The 18,067-nt window shown below is 71.6% G+C and carries 13 protein-coding genes; 5 read left to right on the forward strand and 8 right to left on the reverse strand.

Features of this window, described 5'->3' with window-relative positions:
• Positions 1-82: 82 nt before the first annotated feature.
• The gene (locus MEBOL_RS25030) at positions 83-2,590 is read right to left on the reverse strand and encodes a DNRLRE domain-containing protein (RefSeq protein WP_157775454.1); all 2,508 of its coding nucleotides are present in this window, start codon (positions 2,588-2,590) and stop codon (positions 83-85) included.
• Positions 2,591-2,926: 336 nt separating this feature from the next.
• Between MEBOL_RS25030 and MEBOL_RS25035 the strand changes: the two genes are divergently transcribed.
• Positions 2,927-4,372, forward strand: a complete 1,446-nt coding sequence (locus MEBOL_RS25035; RefSeq protein WP_179956291.1) for a M20 family metallopeptidase — start codon at positions 2,927-2,929, stop codon at positions 4,370-4,372.
• 66 nt (positions 4,373-4,438) lie between these two features.
• Here the strand turns inward: MEBOL_RS25035 and MEBOL_RS25040 are convergent, their stop codons facing one another.
• Positions 4,439-5,272, reverse strand: a complete 834-nt coding sequence (locus MEBOL_RS25040; protein WP_095979817.1) for a DUF2058 family protein — start codon at positions 5,270-5,272, stop codon at positions 4,439-4,441.
• A gap of 107 nt (positions 5,273-5,379) precedes the next feature.
• Between MEBOL_RS25040 and MEBOL_RS25045 the strand changes: the two genes are divergently transcribed.
• The gene (locus MEBOL_RS25045; RefSeq protein WP_095979818.1) at positions 5,380-6,420 is read left to right on the forward strand and encodes a hypothetical protein; all 1,041 of its coding nucleotides are present in this window, start codon (positions 5,380-5,382) and stop codon (positions 6,418-6,420) included.
• 165 nt (positions 6,421-6,585) lie between these two features.
• Entirely contained in the window at positions 6,586-6,915 is a 330-nt protein-coding gene (locus MEBOL_RS25050) for a hypothetical protein (protein ID WP_095979819.1), read from the forward strand.
• A 26-nt stretch (positions 6,916-6,941) separates the two neighbouring features.
• On the opposite strand, the gene MEBOL_RS25055 is transcribed toward MEBOL_RS25050, so the two are convergent.
• From MEBOL_RS25055 to MEBOL_RS25070, 5 genes are all read right to left on the reverse strand, one after another.
• Complete coding sequence (locus MEBOL_RS25055; protein ID WP_095979820.1) at positions 6,942-8,462, reverse strand: peptidase M3; 1,521 nt, start codon at positions 8,460-8,462, stop codon at positions 6,942-6,944.
• A 35-nt stretch (positions 8,463-8,497) separates the two neighbouring features.
• A complete protein-coding gene (locus MEBOL_RS41965) occupies positions 8,498-8,899 on the reverse strand; it encodes a GIY-YIG nuclease family protein (RefSeq protein ID WP_170115591.1) in 402 nt (133 codons plus the stop codon).
• A gap of 12 nt (positions 8,900-8,911) precedes the next feature.
• The gene (locus MEBOL_RS41970; RefSeq protein WP_170115592.1) at positions 8,912-9,472 is read right to left on the reverse strand and encodes a hypothetical protein; all 561 of its coding nucleotides are present in this window, start codon (positions 9,470-9,472) and stop codon (positions 8,912-8,914) included.
• Positions 9,473-9,662: 190 nt separating this feature from the next.
• Positions 9,663-10,304 carry a hemerythrin domain-containing protein gene (locus MEBOL_RS25065; protein ID WP_095979821.1) on the reverse strand — a complete coding sequence of 214 codons (642 nt, stop codon included), beginning with the start codon at positions 10,302-10,304 and terminating at the stop codon, positions 9,663-9,665.
• A gap of 128 nt (positions 10,305-10,432) precedes the next feature.
• A complete protein-coding gene (locus MEBOL_RS25070) occupies positions 10,433-12,493 on the reverse strand; it encodes a hypothetical protein (protein ID WP_095979822.1) in 2,061 nt (686 codons plus the stop codon).
• A gap of 126 nt (positions 12,494-12,619) precedes the next feature.
• Between MEBOL_RS25070 and MEBOL_RS25075 the strand changes: the two genes are divergently transcribed.
• Together MEBOL_RS25075 and MEBOL_RS25080 are read left to right on the forward strand one after the other, a co-directional pair.
• Positions 12,620-13,576 (forward strand): RluA family pseudouridine synthase, encoded by a 957-nt coding sequence (locus MEBOL_RS25075; RefSeq protein ID WP_095979823.1) that lies wholly within the window; start codon positions 12,620-12,622, stop codon positions 13,574-13,576.
• Positions 13,577-13,613: 37 nt separating this feature from the next.
• Positions 13,614-17,162, forward strand: a complete 3,549-nt coding sequence (locus MEBOL_RS25080) for a hypothetical protein (RefSeq protein WP_095979824.1) — start codon at positions 13,614-13,616, stop codon at positions 17,160-17,162.
• Here the strand turns inward: MEBOL_RS25080 and MEBOL_RS25085 are convergent.
• The gene (locus tag MEBOL_RS25085; protein WP_095979825.1) at positions 17,159-18,022 is read right to left on the reverse strand and encodes a PorP/SprF family type IX secretion system membrane protein; all 864 of its coding nucleotides are present in this window, start codon (positions 18,020-18,022) and stop codon (positions 17,159-17,161) included. The genes MEBOL_RS25080 and MEBOL_RS25085 overlap by 4 nt on opposite strands.
• Between the last annotated feature and the right edge of the window lie 45 nt (positions 18,023-18,067).

Genomic DNA, 18,067 nt, shown 5'->3' on the forward strand with positions numbered 1-18,067 from the left:
GTGTTTCGGATTGGGACGCGAGCGGGAACGCCGGGGAAGGGAGCGTTGGCGCCGCCCCCCGGCGTGCCCTGCCTCGCGCGGGCTATGGCAGGAGTTGGAAGTAGAACAGGTCCGACTCGCCGCTCGACGTGTAGTGCACCCCGTCCAGTTGAATGGCTCCGAGGAAGGAGCCACCGACGAGCACCGAGCCTCCGGGCTGGAGCGCCAGGCGCAACTCGGGGGTGATCATCCCGGGGAGCCGGAAGTTCGCGTCGAAGGAGCGGGACCAGCGGTGCTCTCCCCAGGTGGAGTAGTGCGCCACGAAGGCCGTCTGCGGACCGTTACTATAAGGAGGGCCCAGGGGGCCGCCGCCCAGGTCGTAGGTGGCGCTCGCGTGCCCGGTGACCGTGATGCCGCCATCGCTCCCGGTGACGAGCGCGCCGATCCGGCCCCAGGACGTGTCCACCGGCCGGAGCCAACCGTCCGCCCCCGAGGCGCTCAGCGTTCCGGTGAAGCCCGAGAGGTTTTCCGGCAACACCTCATCGGATGGCTCTCCGCCCACGTACGCGATGCCTCCGAAGGAGAAGGGGCCGCCCAGGTTGGCGTTGAAGGCCACGTCGCCGGTGCTCCGGCCCTGGAGGGCGACGACCTCGCCGAAGACGCCGGGGAACACCCGCTTCCCCAGGAACGCGCCCGTGGGGCCGTACTTCGCGATGAAGGGCGTGGACTGGCCCAGGCGACCGTCTCCCAGGTTGGCGAGCGCGCTCGCTCTTCCCCCCAGCAGGACATTGCCCGCAGTGTCCGTGGCCACGGTCCGCACGTAGGCGGTGGGCGTGGCGACGGCGGCCTCGAGGGCCCGCGAGAACACGTGCTGGCCCTGCCAGTCGAACTTCGCGACGAAGCCGCCCGCGTAGGCATCCGTCAGGCCGATGCTGGCGTGACCCGCGGAGATGAGACCGCCGCCCAGGTCCATCTGGCCGTAGAAGTTGCCGGAGACGACGAGGCTGCCCTGGGCATCCGTGGCCACCGCCGCGGGGTAGACGGGCGTGTAGCTGAAATCGTCCTCGGGCAATCCGTTGTCGGCGTTGAAGCCGTGGGACCACACCGTGCGGCCCGTCGGAGCGAACTTCGCGATGAAGAAGCCGCTGGTGCCGGGCAGGGGACCCGTGCCCAGGTCGGGCGTCCCCAGGTAGTGGCCCACCACGAGGATGTTGCCCTCGGGCGTCACGGTGAGGGCCGTCGCGCGGACGTTGTCATGCGTCACCTCCCGGGTCCATTGGGGCGTGCCGTCCGCGGCGTAGCGCGCCAGGGCGAAGCCCTGCCCGGTGGAGAAGGGCGAGTCCCCGAAGAAGCCCAACGCCACGAAACCGCCCTGCGCGTCCGTGGCCAGGGCGTGGAGCTGTTCGGAGCCCGCGCCGCCGTAGCGCTTCGTCCAGCCGGTGAACCCGCCGCCCGAGCCCTGGTAGGTGCAGTAGGGCTCGGACTCGAGGGCGATCGCCAGCCGGGGCCGGCGGGTCTCGTCGGGCGCGTTCGCCGAGGCGATGGTCGCCACGTCGGACGAGTCCGGTATCAGGCCAAAGGCATGGGCCTGGCCGGGCGTGGTCACCACGTGCGCCACGCTCGACGACTCCCAGCGGTTCGGGAATTGGAAGCTGCCTCCAATGATGGGGCCCAGGGGAGTCGGCCGGGTGTTCCAGTCGAAATCCAGGCCCAGGTTGGGATCCGAGGGCCAGTTCGTGCTGGCCTCGTAGAGGCGTGGACCCGCGTCCGTGGCGTTCTCGACGAACAAGCGCAGGGACACGTCGCGCTGCGTCCAGTGCTCGGGAATGGCGTATCCGTTGAAGCGCAGGAACGCCTCCTGGCGCGGAGACGTGCCCACCCTCAGCGAGGGGGCGCTTCCGAAGCGGCGGGTGGGCTCGGCCTGGGAGGCGTAGCCATCATGCGAGGCCACGACTTCCAGCGTCCGGGTGTCCGTGCGGGGCAGGCATCCCGCGGCGGGGTCCACCGTGACGAGGAGCCGGGGCCGGCGCTCCTCGCGGCTCTCCTCCCGGGAGGCGAAGTCCACGCCATCGCTCGAGTCCGGGCGGAGCGTGAAGCCGACGGTGTCGTTGCCGTGCACGGCGGCCGTCACGTCGAACTCCACATAGGTGCCGGGGTGGATGACGCCCTGGTCATCCAGGGCGGCGCCTATCGGCTGCCCTCGGTTGTACCAGTCGACGGCCAGCTCGGCGAAATAGGGGTTGGTGGCGAATACGCGCGGCCCGTTGTTCGTGCCGTCGATCGCGTACAGCCGCAGCACCGCGCGCGTGATGGACGCGGGGGGAATCCCGCTGATGTCGAAGCGCAGGAGGCTCTGCTCCTCGGGGGAGGTGTCCACGCCCAGCGTGGGTTCGCCGCCGAAGCGGCCACTGGGACGCGAGGCTTCCACGCGCGCGTCGGAGGTCGCCCCGAAGCTCACCACCGTGACCGCTTCCTGACGCAGCACGGCGGGCGACAGGGCCTCCGAGGTGCCCTTGTCCGGCGTGCCTGGCTCCGTCCCCCCACAATGTGTCAGCAGCACCAGTGCCGCCACGCCCCCCACGCCTCGCATCCCCCACCACTGTCCGCGCATCGTCCTGCCCTCCAGGGCTGATTGTTTGAAGCGCGAGGAGCGGTTGCACCGCGTGTGCCCCCGGTGGAGCCAGTGTCGGAGGCCGCGAAAGAGTCCGGCGCTGGACGGGGAAATGGGACCGCGGGGAGGGGTCGCGCCGGGAGTGGGTGGCGGACTGCCCAGGGTGAAGACGCGGAGGGCCTGTGCGGGGGAGTGGATTCCCCTCATGCTCCCCGGGGAGGTCCTGGCTGGCGGGAGAGGGGCCCGGCGGGCGCGAGCGGACGCCCATTGGTGCCCGGGGTGGTGTAGAGGGGAGGACGTTTCGCGTCACTCATCCGAAACCGGAGTCCTTGCCCCATGAGCACCCCTCAACGGCTGAACAGCACCACCGCCATCGCCACGTCCGAGCGCATCTGGGAGGAGGAGATCATCCCCCGGCTGCACGAGTACATCCGCATCCCCAACAAGTCGCCGAGCTTCGACAAGGAGTGGGTGAAGTCGGGGCACATGGACAAGGCGGTGAAGCTGGTGGCCGGCTGGTGCGAGTCCCAGGCGAAGCACATCCCCGGGCTGACGGTGGAGGTGCTCACGCTCAAGAACGAGCAGGGCGAGCCGCGCACCCCCGTCATCTACATGGAGATTCCGGGCACGGGCGATGACACGGTGGTGTTGTACGGCCACCTGGACAAGCAGCCGGAGATGACGGGCTGGCGCGCGGGCCTGTCGCCCTGGGAGCCGGTGCGCGAGGGCGACAAGCTCTTTGGCCGGGGTGGCGCGGATGACGGCTACTCGGCGTTCGCCTCGCTCGCGGCCATCCGCCTGCTCAAGGAGCAGGGCGTGCCCCACGCGCGCTGCGTGGTGCTCATCGAGGCGTGCGAGGAGAGCGGCAGCTATGACCTGCCCGCGTACATCGAGCACCTGGCGCCGCGCATCGGCAAGGCGTCGCTCGTGGTGTGCCTGGACTCGGGCTGCGCCAACTACGAGCAGCTGTGGATGACCACGTCGCTGCGCGGCCTGGTGAGCGGCAACCTGCGCGTGGACATCCTCTCCGAGGGCGTGCACTCGGGTGACGCGAGCGGCATCGTGCCCTCGTCGTTCCGCATCCTCCGGCAGATCCTCTCGCGCGTGGAGGACGAGCGGACGGGCCGCATCCTCGTGGAGGGGCTGCACGTGCACATCCCCCAGGCGCGTCGCGAGCAGGCGGCGGCGGTGGCGGAGGTGATTGGCGAGGAGGTGTACTCGAAGTTCCCCTGGGTGCCCGGTGCCCACCCGGTGACGACGGATCGCGCGGAGCAGATCCTCAACCGCACGTGGCGTCCGGCCCTGTCCGTGACGGGCGTGGAGGGCATGCCGACGCTGGGCGCCGCGGGCAACGTGCTGCGCCCCTTCACCTCGGTGAAGCTGTCCATGCGGATTCCCCCGCGGCTGGACGCGAAGGCCGCCACGCAGGCGCTCAAGGCGGCGCTGGAGGCGCACCCGCCCTACGGCGCGAAGGTGACGTTCGAGGGTGAGAAGGCGAGCGCCGGATGGGACGCGCCGCCGCTGGAGAAGTGGCTGGAGGCGGCCACGCACGAGGCGTCGCGCACCTACTTCGGGCGGCCCTTCATGGCCATGGGCGAGGGCGGCACCATCCCGTTCATGGAGATGCTCGGCAAGCGCTTCCCCCAGGCCCAGTTCCTCATCACCGGTGTGCTCGGGCCCAACAGCAACGCGCACGGACCCAACGAGTTCCTGCACATCCCCACGGGCAAGAAGCTCACCTGCTGCGTGGCGAGTGTGCTCTCCTCGCACGCCTCGCGCTGAGTCCTTCTCGCCACTCCCCGCGCCTCCTTGGATTGAGGCGGCGCGGGGAGGGCCCTGCTCGACGGCTCAGGACGCGGTGGGCTCGGAGGAACCCTCGGGCGCCGCGGCGGCCTCGGCCGGAGGGGCCTCGGACGACTCGGCGGGCTCGTCGTCTCCCTCGTCCACGGGCGCGTCCCCGCGGGCTTCCGCCGCCTGCTGCTCCTTGACCTGGTCGTCGCTCATGAAGCCGATGGGCGCGTCCTTGCGGTTGAGGAAGCGCACGGACTTCTTGGAGAGCGCGAACATCTGCTCGGCCACGGCGGCGGGCACCAGCGAGTGCTCGATCTGCGCGGGCTCGGGCCGCTCCACCACGCCGAGCGTGCCGTCCTCGAGCTGCTTGGCCTGCGCCTCGGTCAGCTCCAGGCGCCGCAGCTTCCCCTTGCGCGTCATGAAGTAGAAGACGGTGGCGCCCACGTCGACGGGCACCTGGCCGGTGTAGACCAGCTCGCGCAGGCGCTTGTCCTGCTCCACCTGCTTCTTGGACTCCATGCGCTGGGCGGCCTTCGAGCCCGGCAGGGGCGGCAGCTTCGGCACGGGACGGCTCGCGGCCTCGGTGCCAGCGGGAGGACGGCTTCCCTGGTAGCGTGCGCCTCCACCCTGGGGACGGGCTCCTCCGGCGCCCTGGGGACGGCCCGCGCCTTGCGGACGTCCACCCCCCGGGCCCTCGCGGCGGGGCGGACGATCGTCACGGCCTCGTGCCTCGCGGGGCGGGCGCTCGCCGCGCTCTTCTCCCGACGGGGCTCCCGAGCGCTGGGGTGCATGGGAGGGGGAGGGGCGGGCGGGCTTCGCCGTTTCCGCCTTCTTCGCCTGGTCCTCGGAGACCAGGCCGGCCTTCAAGAGCTTGTCGCGCAGGTTCTGCATGGACCGCCTTCTATCCCGTAGATTGGCGCGCGCAAAGCCGTCCCTTGCTCCTCTTGTCCCTCGCCCCCTAATTTGGGCGGCCCACCCGTCTGGAAGTCCGAGGACCCGTGACCCGTTTCCCCAAGTTCATCACCGCCGCCCTGCTGCTGTCCGCCGCGGCCTGTCAGAGCGACAAAGTCGACCGGGACGCCAAGGCGCGCATCTTCTCCGCCGAGGATCCGCCCAAGGTCGTGGCGTCGGCCGCGGAGAAGCTCAATCCCCAGGACGTGGCGGACAACCCTCGCGTGGCGCGCCGCATCCTGTCCATGGACGCCGCCGAGGTGACGGAACGGCTCGGCCCCCATGCCTACACGGCCACCGTCAGCTATGAGTGGACGGGTGTCCAGGGCGCGGGCTCCAACAAGCTCACCGAGACGCGGACGTTCCGCGCCGGCCCGGGCGGCGTGGGCGGCGACTTCCATGGTCTGCTGGAGAACAGTCGGGACCAGGGCCTGGAGGTCATGCGCGTGGACGGCCAGGTGTACGCGCGCAACCGCTACGGCACCTTCCGCCAGCGCTTGAGGGACCGGGGCATGGCCGAGCGCACCCGCGCGGAGCTCACTGGCGCCATCCGCGACGTGGACGCGCTCTTCCGGGGCCGGCTGCACCTGTCCGCCCAGAACACCGTCACCTACGAAGGCCGCACCGCCTGGCGCTACGCCGTGGACCTCGGGCCCGAGGGGGACACCGGCACCACGCCCGTCGTGCTGCCCGCGCTCGCCGAGCCCAAGGGCGGCCGGGACGAGTCCACCCGCCGCCGCCTGGCCTTCTTCGACCGCCGCGTGCCCCAGTCGCTCAGCGGCGAGGTGCTGGTGGACGCCCAGACGTCCGTCGTCCTCAAGGTCCGCCTCGACGGCCGCATCGCCGTGCCCGCCAATGACGTCGCCGGCGCCGCCGAGCTGCGCATGGTGTTGGAATCCGCTCTGAGTGAAATCGGGAAGGACCCCGACCTGAAGGCGCCAGAGAATTTCCTGCCGGACGCGGACAAGCCGCAGGGCATCGCGGACGCGTTGGACCGCTTCGGGATTCCGCGCAACAAGCCCGAGGGCGCCACCCCCGCCGGAGCCGCGTCTCCCTCGGAAGAGCCCTCGGACGAAGAGGCGAACTGAGGCCTCGCGAGGTCCCGTGGACGGGGCAGGTCGCTACAGGTTGGCAGCGGCCTGTTGGAAGAAAATTTGACCGTCCTCTTGCGATCTCTACAATCCTCGCCGGTTGCGGCCCAGACGCGTCCGACATGAGCGGATGTTCAGTGGCCATCGCAAGGGGAGCGGAAGATGGAGCGCAAGGTCAGCGGTAGCACGACGGTGACGTCCAAGGAGATCAAGGTGGCGCTGGAGAAGGCGCGCACCCTGGCCCCCGAGGAGGAGAAGGTCCTGCGCATGCGGCACGGCGCGGGTGCCTCCAGCAAGAGCGCGCCGCTTCCTCGCGCCGCGGGCAACAACGAGGAGCTGGGCGACGAGCTGCTGCTCATCGAGATGCAGCTCATGAAGGCCATGCGTGAGCGCACGGGCCAGTCGAAGACGGCGAGCAACAAGCCCAAGGCGGCCGTCACCGCGAGCGCGACGAAGGAGAAGATCGTCCGCGCGCTCAAGAAGAAGAAGTAGGCCCCGGGTTTCCCCAGGGAGCATGCTCAGCGGTTGATCAGGGCCACGAGGCGGTCACCCGCCTCGGGGAGCGTCAGCTCCTTGCCTGAAATCTCCCGGGCGAGGGTCTCGGCGTCGTCGGTGCCGCCCCGGGCGAAGAGGCCCTGGAGCCACTGGCGCGCGGAGGGATTGCGCCACCAGTCCTCGTTGAATCGCGCCGTGAGGTGCGCGGTGAGCCGTGTCTCCAGCGCCCAGGCGCGCAGGTAGCGCGCCGTGTAGAGCTGGGGATCCACGTCGAAGAGGAAGAAGCCCCGATGGGGCTCGGCGAAGAGCGCGCCGCGTTGCAGCTCCACGTACTCCTCGGCCCGCTCGGGCGACGCGCCACTCGCGTACAGCGACAATTCGTAGGTGAGCTTGGCGCAGTGGCGGCGCAGCACGGTGAGGCCCTGGAAGGCCGCCATGAGGGCCGCGTCGCGCGCGGGGGTGGAGGGCAGGCGCGCATAGCGCTTGAGCCATTCCTCGTCGAGCAGCAGCCGCTCCAGCAGCGTGGCGAAGGCCTCCGTCACCGAGGCATCCTCCAACCGGCGCAGCTCCAGGGGCAGTTTGTCGGAGACGTGGGCGTGGTGCAGGGCGTGGCCGTACTCGTGCAGCAGGCCGCCCAGGGCATCCAGGCCCGCGCGCCGCTGGAGCACGAAGCGCACCTCGCCGGGCACGCGCACGGACGCGGTGACGGGGCGCGAGGCCTTGCCGGGCCGCTCCTCGTCGTCCATGCGGATGCGGCCCTCGGCGGAGGGGTGGAAGCCCCACTCGTTGAGCCAGCGGATGACGCCGGGCAGTCCGTCCTCGCGCCGGAAGAAGGCATGCATCCAGGGCACCTGGTTGGCGGCCTGCACGTCGTGCCGCCGCGCGTGGCCCGAGGGCAGCGGCCGGAGCGTGGGCTCCACCTTGCGCAGCACGTAGGCGAGCACGTCCCGGTAGGCGTCCTCGGTGCGGCGCAGCGTCTGGGCGGCGGCCTCGGCCAGGGGCTGGAGCGCGATGCCGGAGACGTCCTCGCGCAGGGCGGCGTAGCTCGGGGCGCCGAGCGCTTCCGCGACGCGGAAGGAGGTGTCGCGGCGGGCGCCGTAGCGGCCCCGGTTCTCCCAGAGGAAGGTGCCCGCGGCGTTCTCCAACACGGTGCGCCGGCTCCGGTTCTGCTCGTGGGGAAGCTGGCCCAGCACCTCGCCGAGCGACAGCGCTCCATCGTCCACCGGAAGGCTGGAGCGGGCTTCCAGTTGGCCCACGGCCTCGGCGTCGGGCGCGGCGAGGGCTTCCTCGACCTGGGTGGCGATGAAGTCGCGCAGCAGCCGCAAGCGGCGCACGCCCAGCAGGTCACCCTTGGCCTGGGCCTTGGGCACCGCCTCGGTGGCGGCGGCGAACGCCTCGGGCGAGGCGATTTCCGGCGAGTCCTCGAGGAGCTCGCGCAACGACAGCTCCTGGGGGAGGCTCGCGGCGCCGCGCCAGGCGTGCGTGGCCAGCGCCGCGAGGAAGTCGTCCAGGTTCTCGCGCAGCAGGGGGAGGGGGCGGTTCATGCCCCTCCTCATACTCCAGCGCGGCGGGGACGGCTTTACTTCGGCGGCGCGTTGTACCCGGCCTCTCCGTACGGGCGCAGCCGCTCCAGCCAGAGCGCTTCCAAAACCCGCAGCTCCTCCTTGAGATCGGCGTCGGCCACGGGCTCCTCGGGAGGCTTCAGCACGTCGAGCACCTCGAAGGAGAAGGCGTCGGCGCCGAGCCGGTCCCAGTCCTCCTGGAGGGCGGGGAAGTTGCGGTGGATGCGGGTGGTCAGCTCGAAGCGGATGCGGTTGAGGGCACCAGGGAGGTTGAGGCTCGAGCCCACGAGCACCTTGCCGTTGGCGCGGTTGCGCACGGCGAACACTCCCATGTCGGGAGGCTTCTCCTTGTAGGCCCGTTTCAACTCGGCACGGCGCGACGACGCCCCGCGCGGGGCACTGGAATCATTCGAGGACATGAGGACGCTCCTTCAGCGCGAGTAGCCCAGGGCGATGAGCTTCTGTTCCACCCGGGCCCGTGCCGCCGGATCCGCGGGCTCCATCCAGTTGAATCCCATCCGCTCCCAGTCGGGATCCGCCAGGTCCACGCCGAGCGCGCGCAGGAAGCCGGGCTCGCAGATGAAGAACTGCTCGCGGAAGGGAAAGAGCACGCCGCCCTCCGCGAGGAGCGAGGTGCGCGCCTCGGCGTAGGTGGAGAACCAGCGGTTGAGCCAGGCGCTCCCCTGCCGGGCGAAGAAGGCCTCCGGCGAGAATCGGGGCGGAGTGGACTCGCGCGCGTCCTTCAACTCCTTCCAGGACGCGTGTCCCTGCTCACGCGCGATGACCTCCAGGGCGTGTTTGAGGCGCACCTGCTCCTTGTTCGCGAGCAGTGTGTCGGGGGCCCGCGTGGCGAAGACGGGCAGGGCGCACAGCCGCTCGGCGGCCCGTGCCGCGCGACTCGCGTCGTCGGACAGCAGGCTCTTGAGCAGGAGCGATGCGCGAACCTTGCACTCGCTCAGGGGCAGCGGGGTGGGGCGGACGTCGGTTCTCATGACAGGTCCCTCGGGAGCGGCCCTCACCCGATTGGAGGCCCTGGAAGGAACACTGGAGAACTCGAACCGCGGGGCACTGCGAGGGTGACGTCGTCTTTTTCGGGTCCGGGCGCCCCTCGGCACCCGGCCTCAACGAATAATGAAAGCGTCCGGCACGCGCAAGCGCTTTTCCAGGACCCGTTCGCCGCCCTTAGCGGGCCGTCGCGGCGCGCCGGGCGCGCTTCTTCGCGGGGCTGGCGCGCGTCTTGGTCCGGCCCGTCGCCCGGCCGAGGGTCTTCATCGCCCGGCGTCCCCCAGAGCGCGCCGCGTCGCGTCCCGCGTCGAGGATCTTCGCGAGCACGCCCGCCACGAGGTTGCCAGGAGGCGAATCGGGCGACTTGGGATGCGGGTGCGTGGGCACCGTCTTCTTGGCCTGCTCCAGGGCCTCGCCCAGCGCCTCCAGCTCCGCCTTGCCCATCAGCTTCTCGAGCTTGGGGAAGAGGTCCCCCTCCTCCTCCTTCACGTGGTGGCGGATGTTCTCGATGAGCACGGTGACCTTCGCGTCGAAGCGCTCGTCCTCGGCGGACATGCCCTCGAGCTCCTTGAGCGTCCACTTCACCACGTGGTGCTCCTCGAGCGCCTCGAGCACGTCCTTCTTCAGCCCCTCGTCCCGGGCGCGCGCCACGGGGTAGAGCAGCTCCTCCTCGATGGCCGCGTGGATCGACAGCTCCTTCACGATCCACCGGACGATTTCCTTCTTCTCCTTGTAGGCCTTCTCGCCGGCCTTCTCGAATTGCTTGAAGAGAGCCTCCACGATCCGGTGGTCGTGCTTGAGCAGTCTGAGTGCGTTCATGGGCGGACACGATTGGGACAGGGGTCCAGGATCGGGAGTCTCCCTCCACTCGCTTGCCCGCTGGACTGTTCATCCGCGCACACCGCCGCGCCGGAGTGTTGGCCTCCGGGCGGTGCGGCGCTTCCCCGCTACGGCGACGGCGGCGGCTTCACCGCCAGGTACACCGTGCTCCACAATTGGATGGCGTTGGACTCGTCCACGAAGCGGTTCTCGGCGGTGGCCGCGGCGGCGAAGGAGTCGTAGACGGCCCGGCCTCCCTCGGCCTTCCAGCTCCACAGCTCCCCCGTGCTCTGCTGGGCGTTCTCTTGGATGACCCGCCACAAGGCCATCTGGGCCGAGCGGAGCGCGGCGCGGGTGGGCTCATCCAGGTCCGTGCGCTTCAACTGCCGCTCGAGTCCGGCCGCGAGCATGGCCTGTTGCCAGGACCAGACGACCGCGCCGTGGTAGTCGCCCCGGGTGAACCGGGCCTGCTCCTCCGGGGTGGCGAACACCGCGTTGGCGACGACGATGCCCGCGTCCGTGCGCAGGCCCGCGGGGAAGGGCCGCAGCAGGCGCATCGCCGCCTGCTGGAGGAAGGCCGCCGAGGGCGTGTTGAAGAGCATCACGAACCCGTCATCCGAGTTCATGATGGGCACCGGAGTCCCATCGCTTCTCAGGGCGACGCCGCTCAGCGTCACCTCCGAGGGTCCGAGCGCTTCGAGCGCCGGTTGGGGATCCAACCCCAGGCTCCGGGCATAGGCTTCGACCCGGCCCCTCGCGTCCTCCAGGGGGATGCGCACCTCGAAGAGCGGAGGCGCCTGGGTCTCCCACACCTGGGCCATGGCCTCGAGCGGGGTGACGCGGGTGGGCTCGGCGCCGAGCAGGCCGGAGGCATAGAGCCGGGCCGCGCCTCGCAGGGCCGCGGGCACGAGCGACACGTTCACATCATAGGGGTAGATGCCCCGGCCCAGCCCCTCGCCCGAGTCGCGCCAGTTGCCCACGGTCTCGTGCTGGATGGCGATCAGGTGGGTCGCGGTGGGCGTGGTGACGAACGGCGTGGCGAGCGCGACGACGTGCTCGATGTTGCGCCGCAGGACGTCCTGGTAGCGCTCCCCCGAGGGCGTGGTGCGAGCGAGGAACGCGGCCATCCGGGACTGGCCCTCGGGCGTGGCGTGGTAGTCGGCGAGCACCGCGGGCAGCAGGAAGTCCCCGTCGATCATCTTGTAGTCGAGCCACGGCGAGAACATGTCCTGGGGCGGAGGCGGAGGCGGCTCCTTCCGCTGGACCCGGGTGTACCAGGCGTAGTCGCCGAGCGCTTCCTCGTGGGCCACCACGCCCTCGGCGTTGACGCGGTCCAGGACGCCGCCGAGCCCCGCCTCCATCACGGTGGGCTGGAGCACGGGCATGAGCATGCGCAGGGAGAGCAGGGTGTCGCGGCCGAAGTAGGTGAGGAAGCGCCAGGAGCCCGCGAGCAGCTTTTCCTTGTAGGCGAGGAACGCGAGCGCGTTGAGCGCCCGCGCGTTGTTCGCGGCCTCCGCGGTGACCAGCTCGCCGATGGGAATGGGCGTGAGCGGCGTGTAGTCGGTCAGCGCCGTGGTGCGCAGCCGGATGCGCCCCTCCTTGCCCCCATGGAAGACGATCGTGCTGCCCTCCACGCCGCCCGTCGTTCCCTCCAGCATCTCGATGCGCAACTGGACGTGGTGTTCGCCATCCAGACAGTTGAGGTCCATCCACAACGAGGTGCCCACCGTGCGCAGGGTGTGGTCGAACTCCGGCGCGAGGGTGGCGCCGTAGAAGTAGTCGCGCACGGTGCGCACGTTGCCCAGCACGGCCTTCTTGATGCGCAGCAGCGAGGCGTCGCTGTGAATCTCCGCGGTGACGCCCCTCATGCCGTTGTCGAACTCGACGGGCTGGAGACCGCCCTCGACGCTCAGCGTGGCTGGCCGCGCGGGCGGGTAGAACCAGATGCCGATGCCGGTGTTCTCCGCCGGGAATCCCCATACCACGCGGGGCGCTTCTCCGGACGTGGTGAGCAGATGCGTCGCCACCGGGCCCCGCCGCAGGAAGTAATCATGGACGTTGGCTTCCGTGCTCTCGAAGCGCAGCGTCTCGCCCGTCGACGCGGGCGGAGGGGTCGTGCCCCGGCATGACCACAGCAGGACGGCGGTCAGCAACGCGGAGAGGAACAGCGGGGGTCCAGTTCGTCTCATCGGGAGGCTCCTTGTCGGGTGGGGCCACGGTTCTTGGCCCATCCGCGAATTCAGGGGCAAGGCCGTTCGTCTCGCGCGGGTGTCGAGGTATACGCGACACTCGCGCCGAGCCCCCGAGGTCCCCCGATGAAGCGCCGCACCTTCCGAGTCGAGACCGCCCAGGTGGGCCTCCCCCTGGGCGAGGTCCTGGGGGCGGAGCTGGGCCTGCCTCGCGAGGAGGTGGAGCGGCTGGTGGCCGTGGGGGCGGTGTACGTGGGAGGGCGCCGGAGTCGGGACGCGAGCGCGCGTCTGGGCGCCCAGCAGGTGGTGACGGTGGTGTTGGAGGAGGGCGGGGTGAGTCCGCTCGCGGCGGCGCCCGCCTCCGCTCCGGAGTGGCGCGTCCTGTTCGAGGACGAGTCGGTGATCGCGGTGGACAAGCCCGCGGGGATGACGGCGCAGCCCACGGAGGGTCGGGTGGGGGACAGTCTCGTGGACCGGGTGGGCGCCTACTTGAAGCGGCCCGCGGGCCTGGTGCACCGGTTGGATCGCGAGACGTCCGGGGTGACGGTGTTCGGCAAGTCGTCCGAGGCGACGTCCGCGCTCGCCGGGGAGTTCCGCGAGGGACGGGCCCGCAAGCGCTACCTGGCGGCGGTGGGGCCGGTGGCATTGCCCTCCCAGGGCACCATCGACCTGCCCCTGTCGAAGGATCCCTCGCGTCCGGGACGCTGGCGGGCCTCGCGCGCGGCCAACGGCATCCCCGCGCTCACCGTGTACCGCGTGTTGCATGCCGGCGCGGATTTCCACCTGGTGGAATTGTTGCCCCAGACAGGACGCACCCATCAGCTGCGCGCACACCTGACGGCCCTGGGCGCGCCCATTCTCGGGGACTCGCGCTATGGAGGAGCGGCCAGGGCGGGGGGCCTCGCCGCGCCCCGGTGTCTCCTGCATGCCCAGGCCTTGGAGCTGGCGCATCCCCGCACCGGGGCGTCCGTGCGCTTCGAGGCGCCCGTCCCGGAGGACCTGGCCCGCTTCTTCTCCACGGCGGGTCTCGTCGCACCCTCCGGACCCATTCTTTTGCCTTCTGGGCAGCCCGGGCGGGAGTAGACCCCCCCCGGTCCGGAGCGTGTAGACTGGGCCCCCCATGGGTGGCGTGAGAGACGGCAAGGATCCCAATTCACCGGAGAAGGCCGAGACCCGGCAGCGCGTGTCCGCTGGCCCGCCCCGGCTGCGCACGATCGAGGCGCCCGACTTCGTGGAGGGGCACCGCAGGCAAGCCGCCCGGCTGCTGCGCGAGGGGCACGCGGCCCGGGCCTTTGGCGAGCTGGTGCGCGCCAGCCGCTCGGTGCCCATGACGGTCCGCCTGGCGTCGGTGCTCGTCGCCTTCTCCCTGCGCGCGGGGACCGAGGCCGCCGCCATCGCGCTCCTGACGTCCTCGCTGGGCCACACCCGGGGCAACACCCGCCGCGCCGTGCGCCTCCAGCTCGTGCGCGTCCTGCGCCGGGTGGATCAGAAACCGCGCGCCCTCGAGATGCTCCAGGCCCTCATCGAGGAGTCCCCGGGAGATCGCCACGCCCTCCGGCTGATGGAACTGCTCTCCGGGAGCGCCGCCCCTCGTCCCCGTCCTCATCGGCCGTCGGGGCTCGTGCCGTTGCCCACGCGTTCGGAGTCGCCCTCCGCGCCGCCCCGGCCCTGGGAGGAGGAAAGCACCGCGGGCTCCGCCACGCCCCTGGACGCGCGGTTCTCTCCCCGCGCGCCCACCGAGGAGGAGCACACGGTGGAGTCCCTGGCTCCTCCGCCCAAGCGCTTCTCTCCGTCCGAGGAGTCGTACACGGCCGAACTCGTCGCCCCACTGCCCGAGCCATTCGAGCCCTCCGTGCCTCCCACCGTGGATCGGCACGGCACCGTCCTCGACATGCCCTCGCCCTGGTCCCAGGAGGAGATCACCTCGGAGGTTTCCGGGCTGCCCTTTGGGACTTCCGGGGCGCCTCCTTCCGCTCCTCGGGACGATTCCGCCGGGGCGGCCTTCAGCCACCGGCGCGAGAGCATCGAGGTGACGGACTTCCCCGGGGACGAGTCCGCTCCCCCTCCGTCCGCGCGCTCCGGGCCGCCCGTGCCCTGGGGCGGCGACGATGAGACGGGGCCGTCGGTGTCGCGCACGCCCCGGCGCGAGAATCCGGACGATGCACGGGGGGAGGCCCAGCTCATCGCGCGCCAGGCGTGGCGCGAACTGGCGGGTTTCTACCTGGCGTGGGCGGAGCGGACGGAAGACCTGACGGTCCGTGCCGAGGTGCTCACGCGGCTCGCCGAGCTCCTGGAGAACGAGCTCAACGACGAGGCGGAAGCGGCCCGCGTCTATGGCCAGATCGTGGCGCTCACCGGGGACAAGGCCGCGCTCGCCGAGCAGGTCCGGCTCCTGTCCCAGCGCAACCAGGGGGACGACTGGGCGGTGCGGCGCGTCCTCGATGAGGCGGTGCAGCGCGCGACGACTCCAGGTGCCCGCGCCGCCGCCTTCCTGGCCCGCGGAGAGCGGCTGCTGGCCACGGGCGAGCGGGCCCTCGCCCTCGCCGATTTCGAGGCCACGGTGGCCCTCGAGCCCCATTCCTTGCCGGCCCTGATGGGCTGGGCCCGGTGTGTCGCCGCGTCCGAGCGGGGCGTGGCCACCGAGCGCCTGCGCGCCGAACTCGTCGCCATGCCCCGCCGCGCCCTCTCCCGCGCCGAGGGACTGCGCCTGCTCGGGGAACTCGCCTCGGGTGAGCCCGGCGATGCGCGGCTCGCCCATTGGGCCTGGAATGAAGTGCTCGCGGAGAACCCCGAGGACGCCCACGCCCAGGAGCAACTGCTGACGCTGGCGCGGCGGCTCGGGGACTCGGCCGGGTTGGGCCGCCTGCTGCGCGCGGGCCTCGCGCGGGAGCCTCGGGGACCCGCCGCGCGCAAGGCCCGGTTGGAGCTGGTGGCCTTGCTGGAGGCCTCGGGTGATCGCGATGCCTCGCTCGGGGAGTTGCGGCAGGCCGTGCGCTTCGAGCCCGGCCACAAGGAAGCTTGGCTGCTGCTCGTGGAGCGCCTCATCGAGCTCGGACAGAAGGGCGAGGCCGCGTGGGCCCTGGAGCACGCCGCCACCGCCACCGAGGATGATCAGGAGCGGTTGGGCACCTGGGAACGGCTCGCGCGCTTCTGCCGCGAAGTGCTCGGGGACGCGGCCAAGGCCCAGGTGTACGCCACCCGGGCGGACAACCTGCGCGAGGCCCTGGCCGAACAGAGCCGTCCTCCCGAGCCGCCGCGCAGCGCCACCCCCAAGCGCGAGCCGAGTGGTTCGCGCACCGTCGTCCTCATTCCGCCGCCCTCGTCGCTGATCGCGCCCTCGGCGATGCCGCCCACCGCGCCTCCGTCCGCCGCGTCCGAGTCCCTTCCCACGGTGCTCGAGATGCCCGCGGTCGAGCCGTCGCCCCCCAGCCCGAAGCCGGCGGCCCCGGCCCCCCTGGTGGGCGAGAGCGTGGCCGTGAAGCCGCCGCCCGCCGCGAAGCCGCCCACCGCGAAGCCTCCCGCCCCCGCGCTCGAGCCCCATGCGGAGCCGCCGTCCGTGGAGAGCACCCGGGTGCTCTCCTGGGAGGCGCCCCCGGGGAAGATGGACACCGCGCGGCGCCGGTTCCGGCCGGGTGCCGAGCCGAGTCCCGCCGCGCCTCCGCCCGAGCCTCCCGCCCCCGCGGCTCCTCCCGCCTCCGTGGCTCCTCCCGCCTCCGTGGCTCCTCCCGCGAGCACCGCCCGGGCTCCGGCCGAGGCCCGGCCCGGTGTCGTCGAGCGCGTTCGCGAGCGGCCCCTGGATCCAGAGGCCTATCGGGACTTGTCGGCCTTCTTCTTGAGCCGGGGAGATCAGGCGCGGGGCTCGTTGATGGCGGACGTGGCCTTGGCGCTCGCGGGAGCGAGGGAGGGGGCGAACCGGCCTCCCCGCCGCGCCCTCACCGCCGAGGAGCGCGCGGGACTGCGCCACCCCGGCTTGCGCAACCCCGCGGGCGAGATGCTCGCCATCGTGGGGCTCGCCCTCTGCCGCCTCTTTCCCACCTATGGCCGGGCCGCGGGCTCCGCCGAACCGCTCCGGCCGGACTCGGGCCCGGGAGCCCGCGCGGCCCTGGACGCCCTGCAGTCCGTCGCCCGCCTCTTCGACATGCCGTTGCCCGAGGTCTGCCTCTCGGAGGACGACGGTCCGCCCTTCTCGCTCGTCTACCCGGGGGGCTCGCGCGTCCTGGTGGGCAAGCTCGCGGTGCGCCAGGCGCTCCCCGAGTCCGAGCTGCGCTTCTTCGCCGGACGCGCCCTGTTCTGCGTGGGGCCGGATCTGCTCGCGTTGAGGTGCCTGCGCAAGGATCAACTCCTGCGCGCGGTGGCCCTGTTGTCCTCGGTGTTGCGCGGAGGCTCCGAGTTCGGCCCCGAGGCGCGCGTGGTGATCGATGCGCTGCATCCCAAGGCGCGCGAGCGGGCATTGGGGCTGCTGGAGTCGGCGCAGCGGGGCTTCGATGCCGTGGCGCTCGCGGAGGCGGCGCGTCACTCCGCCAACCGCGCGGGGCTCGTCGCCTGTGGAGGACCGGGGCCGGCCGTGGCGGCGCTGCGGGCCCTCAAGTCCAGTGAGCAGGAGTGCGTGGAGCTCGTGCGCTTCTCCGCCTCCGAGCGCTACCTGCCCCTGCGCGCCCTGGGCGCCTAGCGCACCTGCATCTTGAAGGTGAGGGAGAGCAGCTTGCCTCCCTCTCCGCCGAAGTCATGGCGGTAGCCCAGGTCGATTCCTCCTCCGGCCGTGACCACGCCAATGCCCACGCCCGCCTGGGACGTGCGGGTGAAACCATCCCAGGTGTAGCCCGCGCGGATGGGGATGTTCTCCCCGAGCACGTATTCCAGGCCTCCGCTGTAGGTGAGCGTCCTCTGGGCATTCGTCGTGAAGTCCGCGCGCACGTCCCCCGCGATCGTCAGCAGACCGACGAACACCCCGGCGTGGGCCGAGTAGTAGCGGGTGAGCTCGGCGTGGCCCGTGTCGACGAGGTTGTGGGCGGACACGCCCAGGGAGAGGCGGGGGCTTGGGCGCAGGAGCAGGCCGGCGTCCATGGTGACGGCATTGGCCTGCCGGCCGCCGCGCATCAACAGGTAGCGCCCGGAGGCGCCGATCATCAGGCTCTCGCCGAGCGGCAACGCGAGGGCCAGCGTATTGAGGTGGGCGGTGGTTCGCGCCGCGCCCTTGCCGAGCGTGATGAGCTGGTAGGAGACGCCGGCGCCCAGCGGGCTGGTGGCGGAGTCCGCGATGGCCACCATGGCGGAGGCGTCCTTGCCCACCCAATCCCAGCCGCCCGTCATCTCGAGGCGGTAGCTGCGGAAGGCGGCGATGGTGGCGGGGTTGCCCGTTCCCGTGGCGGCGTCCGCGCCCAGGGCGCGCCAGGCGCCCATGCCATAGGCGCGCGCGCTCGTCAGATCGCGCAGCTCCTCGGCCGCGGGGACGGTGGACGCACCCGTTTCCTGGGCCAGGGCGGAAGAGGAGACGACAAGGGCCAGCAGGAGCGTTGCGCGATGCGACATGGGGGGCATCCTAACTGCCTTGATGGAGGGGTGGGCCATCACTAG

The sequence above is a fragment of the Melittangium boletus DSM 14713 genome (assembly GCF_002305855.1).
GTDB classification, from domain to species: Bacteria; Myxococcota; Myxococcia; order Myxococcales; family Myxococcaceae; genus Cystobacter; species Cystobacter boletus.

Coding starts and splice junctions, on each gene's coding strand:
- MEBOL_RS25030 (WP_157775454.1), bottom strand. CDS start 2,590: ATGCGCGGACAGTGGTGGGGGATGCGAGGCGTGGGGGGCGTGGCGGCA.
- MEBOL_RS25035 (WP_179956291.1), top strand. CDS start 2,927: ATGAGCACCCCTCAACGGCTGAACAGCACCACCGCCATCGCCACGTCC.
- MEBOL_RS25040 (WP_095979817.1), bottom strand. CDS start 5,272: ATGCAGAACCTGCGCGACAAGCTCTTGAAGGCCGGCCTGGTCTCCGAG.
- MEBOL_RS25050 (WP_095979819.1), top strand. CDS start 6,586: ATGGAGCGCAAGGTCAGCGGTAGCACGACGGTGACGTCCAAGGAGATC.
- MEBOL_RS25055 (WP_095979820.1), bottom strand. CDS start 8,462: ATGAACCGCCCCCTCCCCCTGCTGCGCGAGAACCTGGACGACTTCCTC.
- MEBOL_RS41965 (WP_170115591.1), bottom strand. CDS start 8,899: ATGTCCTCGAATGATTCCAGTGCCCCGCGCGGGGCGTCGTCGCGCCGT.
- MEBOL_RS41970 (WP_170115592.1), bottom strand. CDS start 9,472: ATGAGAACCGACGTCCGCCCCACCCCGCTGCCCCTGAGCGAGTGCAAG.
- MEBOL_RS25065 (WP_095979821.1), bottom strand. CDS start 10,304: ATGAACGCACTCAGACTGCTCAAGCACGACCACCGGATCGTGGAGGCT.
- MEBOL_RS25070 (WP_095979822.1), bottom strand. CDS start 12,493: ATGAGACGAACTGGACCCCCGCTGTTCCTCTCCGCGTTGCTGACCGCC.
- MEBOL_RS25075 (WP_095979823.1), top strand. CDS start 12,620: ATGAAGCGCCGCACCTTCCGAGTCGAGACCGCCCAGGTGGGCCTCCCC.
- MEBOL_RS25080 (WP_095979824.1), top strand. CDS start 13,614: ATGGGTGGCGTGAGAGACGGCAAGGATCCCAATTCACCGGAGAAGGCC.
- MEBOL_RS25085 (WP_095979825.1), bottom strand. CDS start 18,022: ATGTCGCATCGCGCAACGCTCCTGCTGGCCCTTGTCGTCTCCTCTTCC.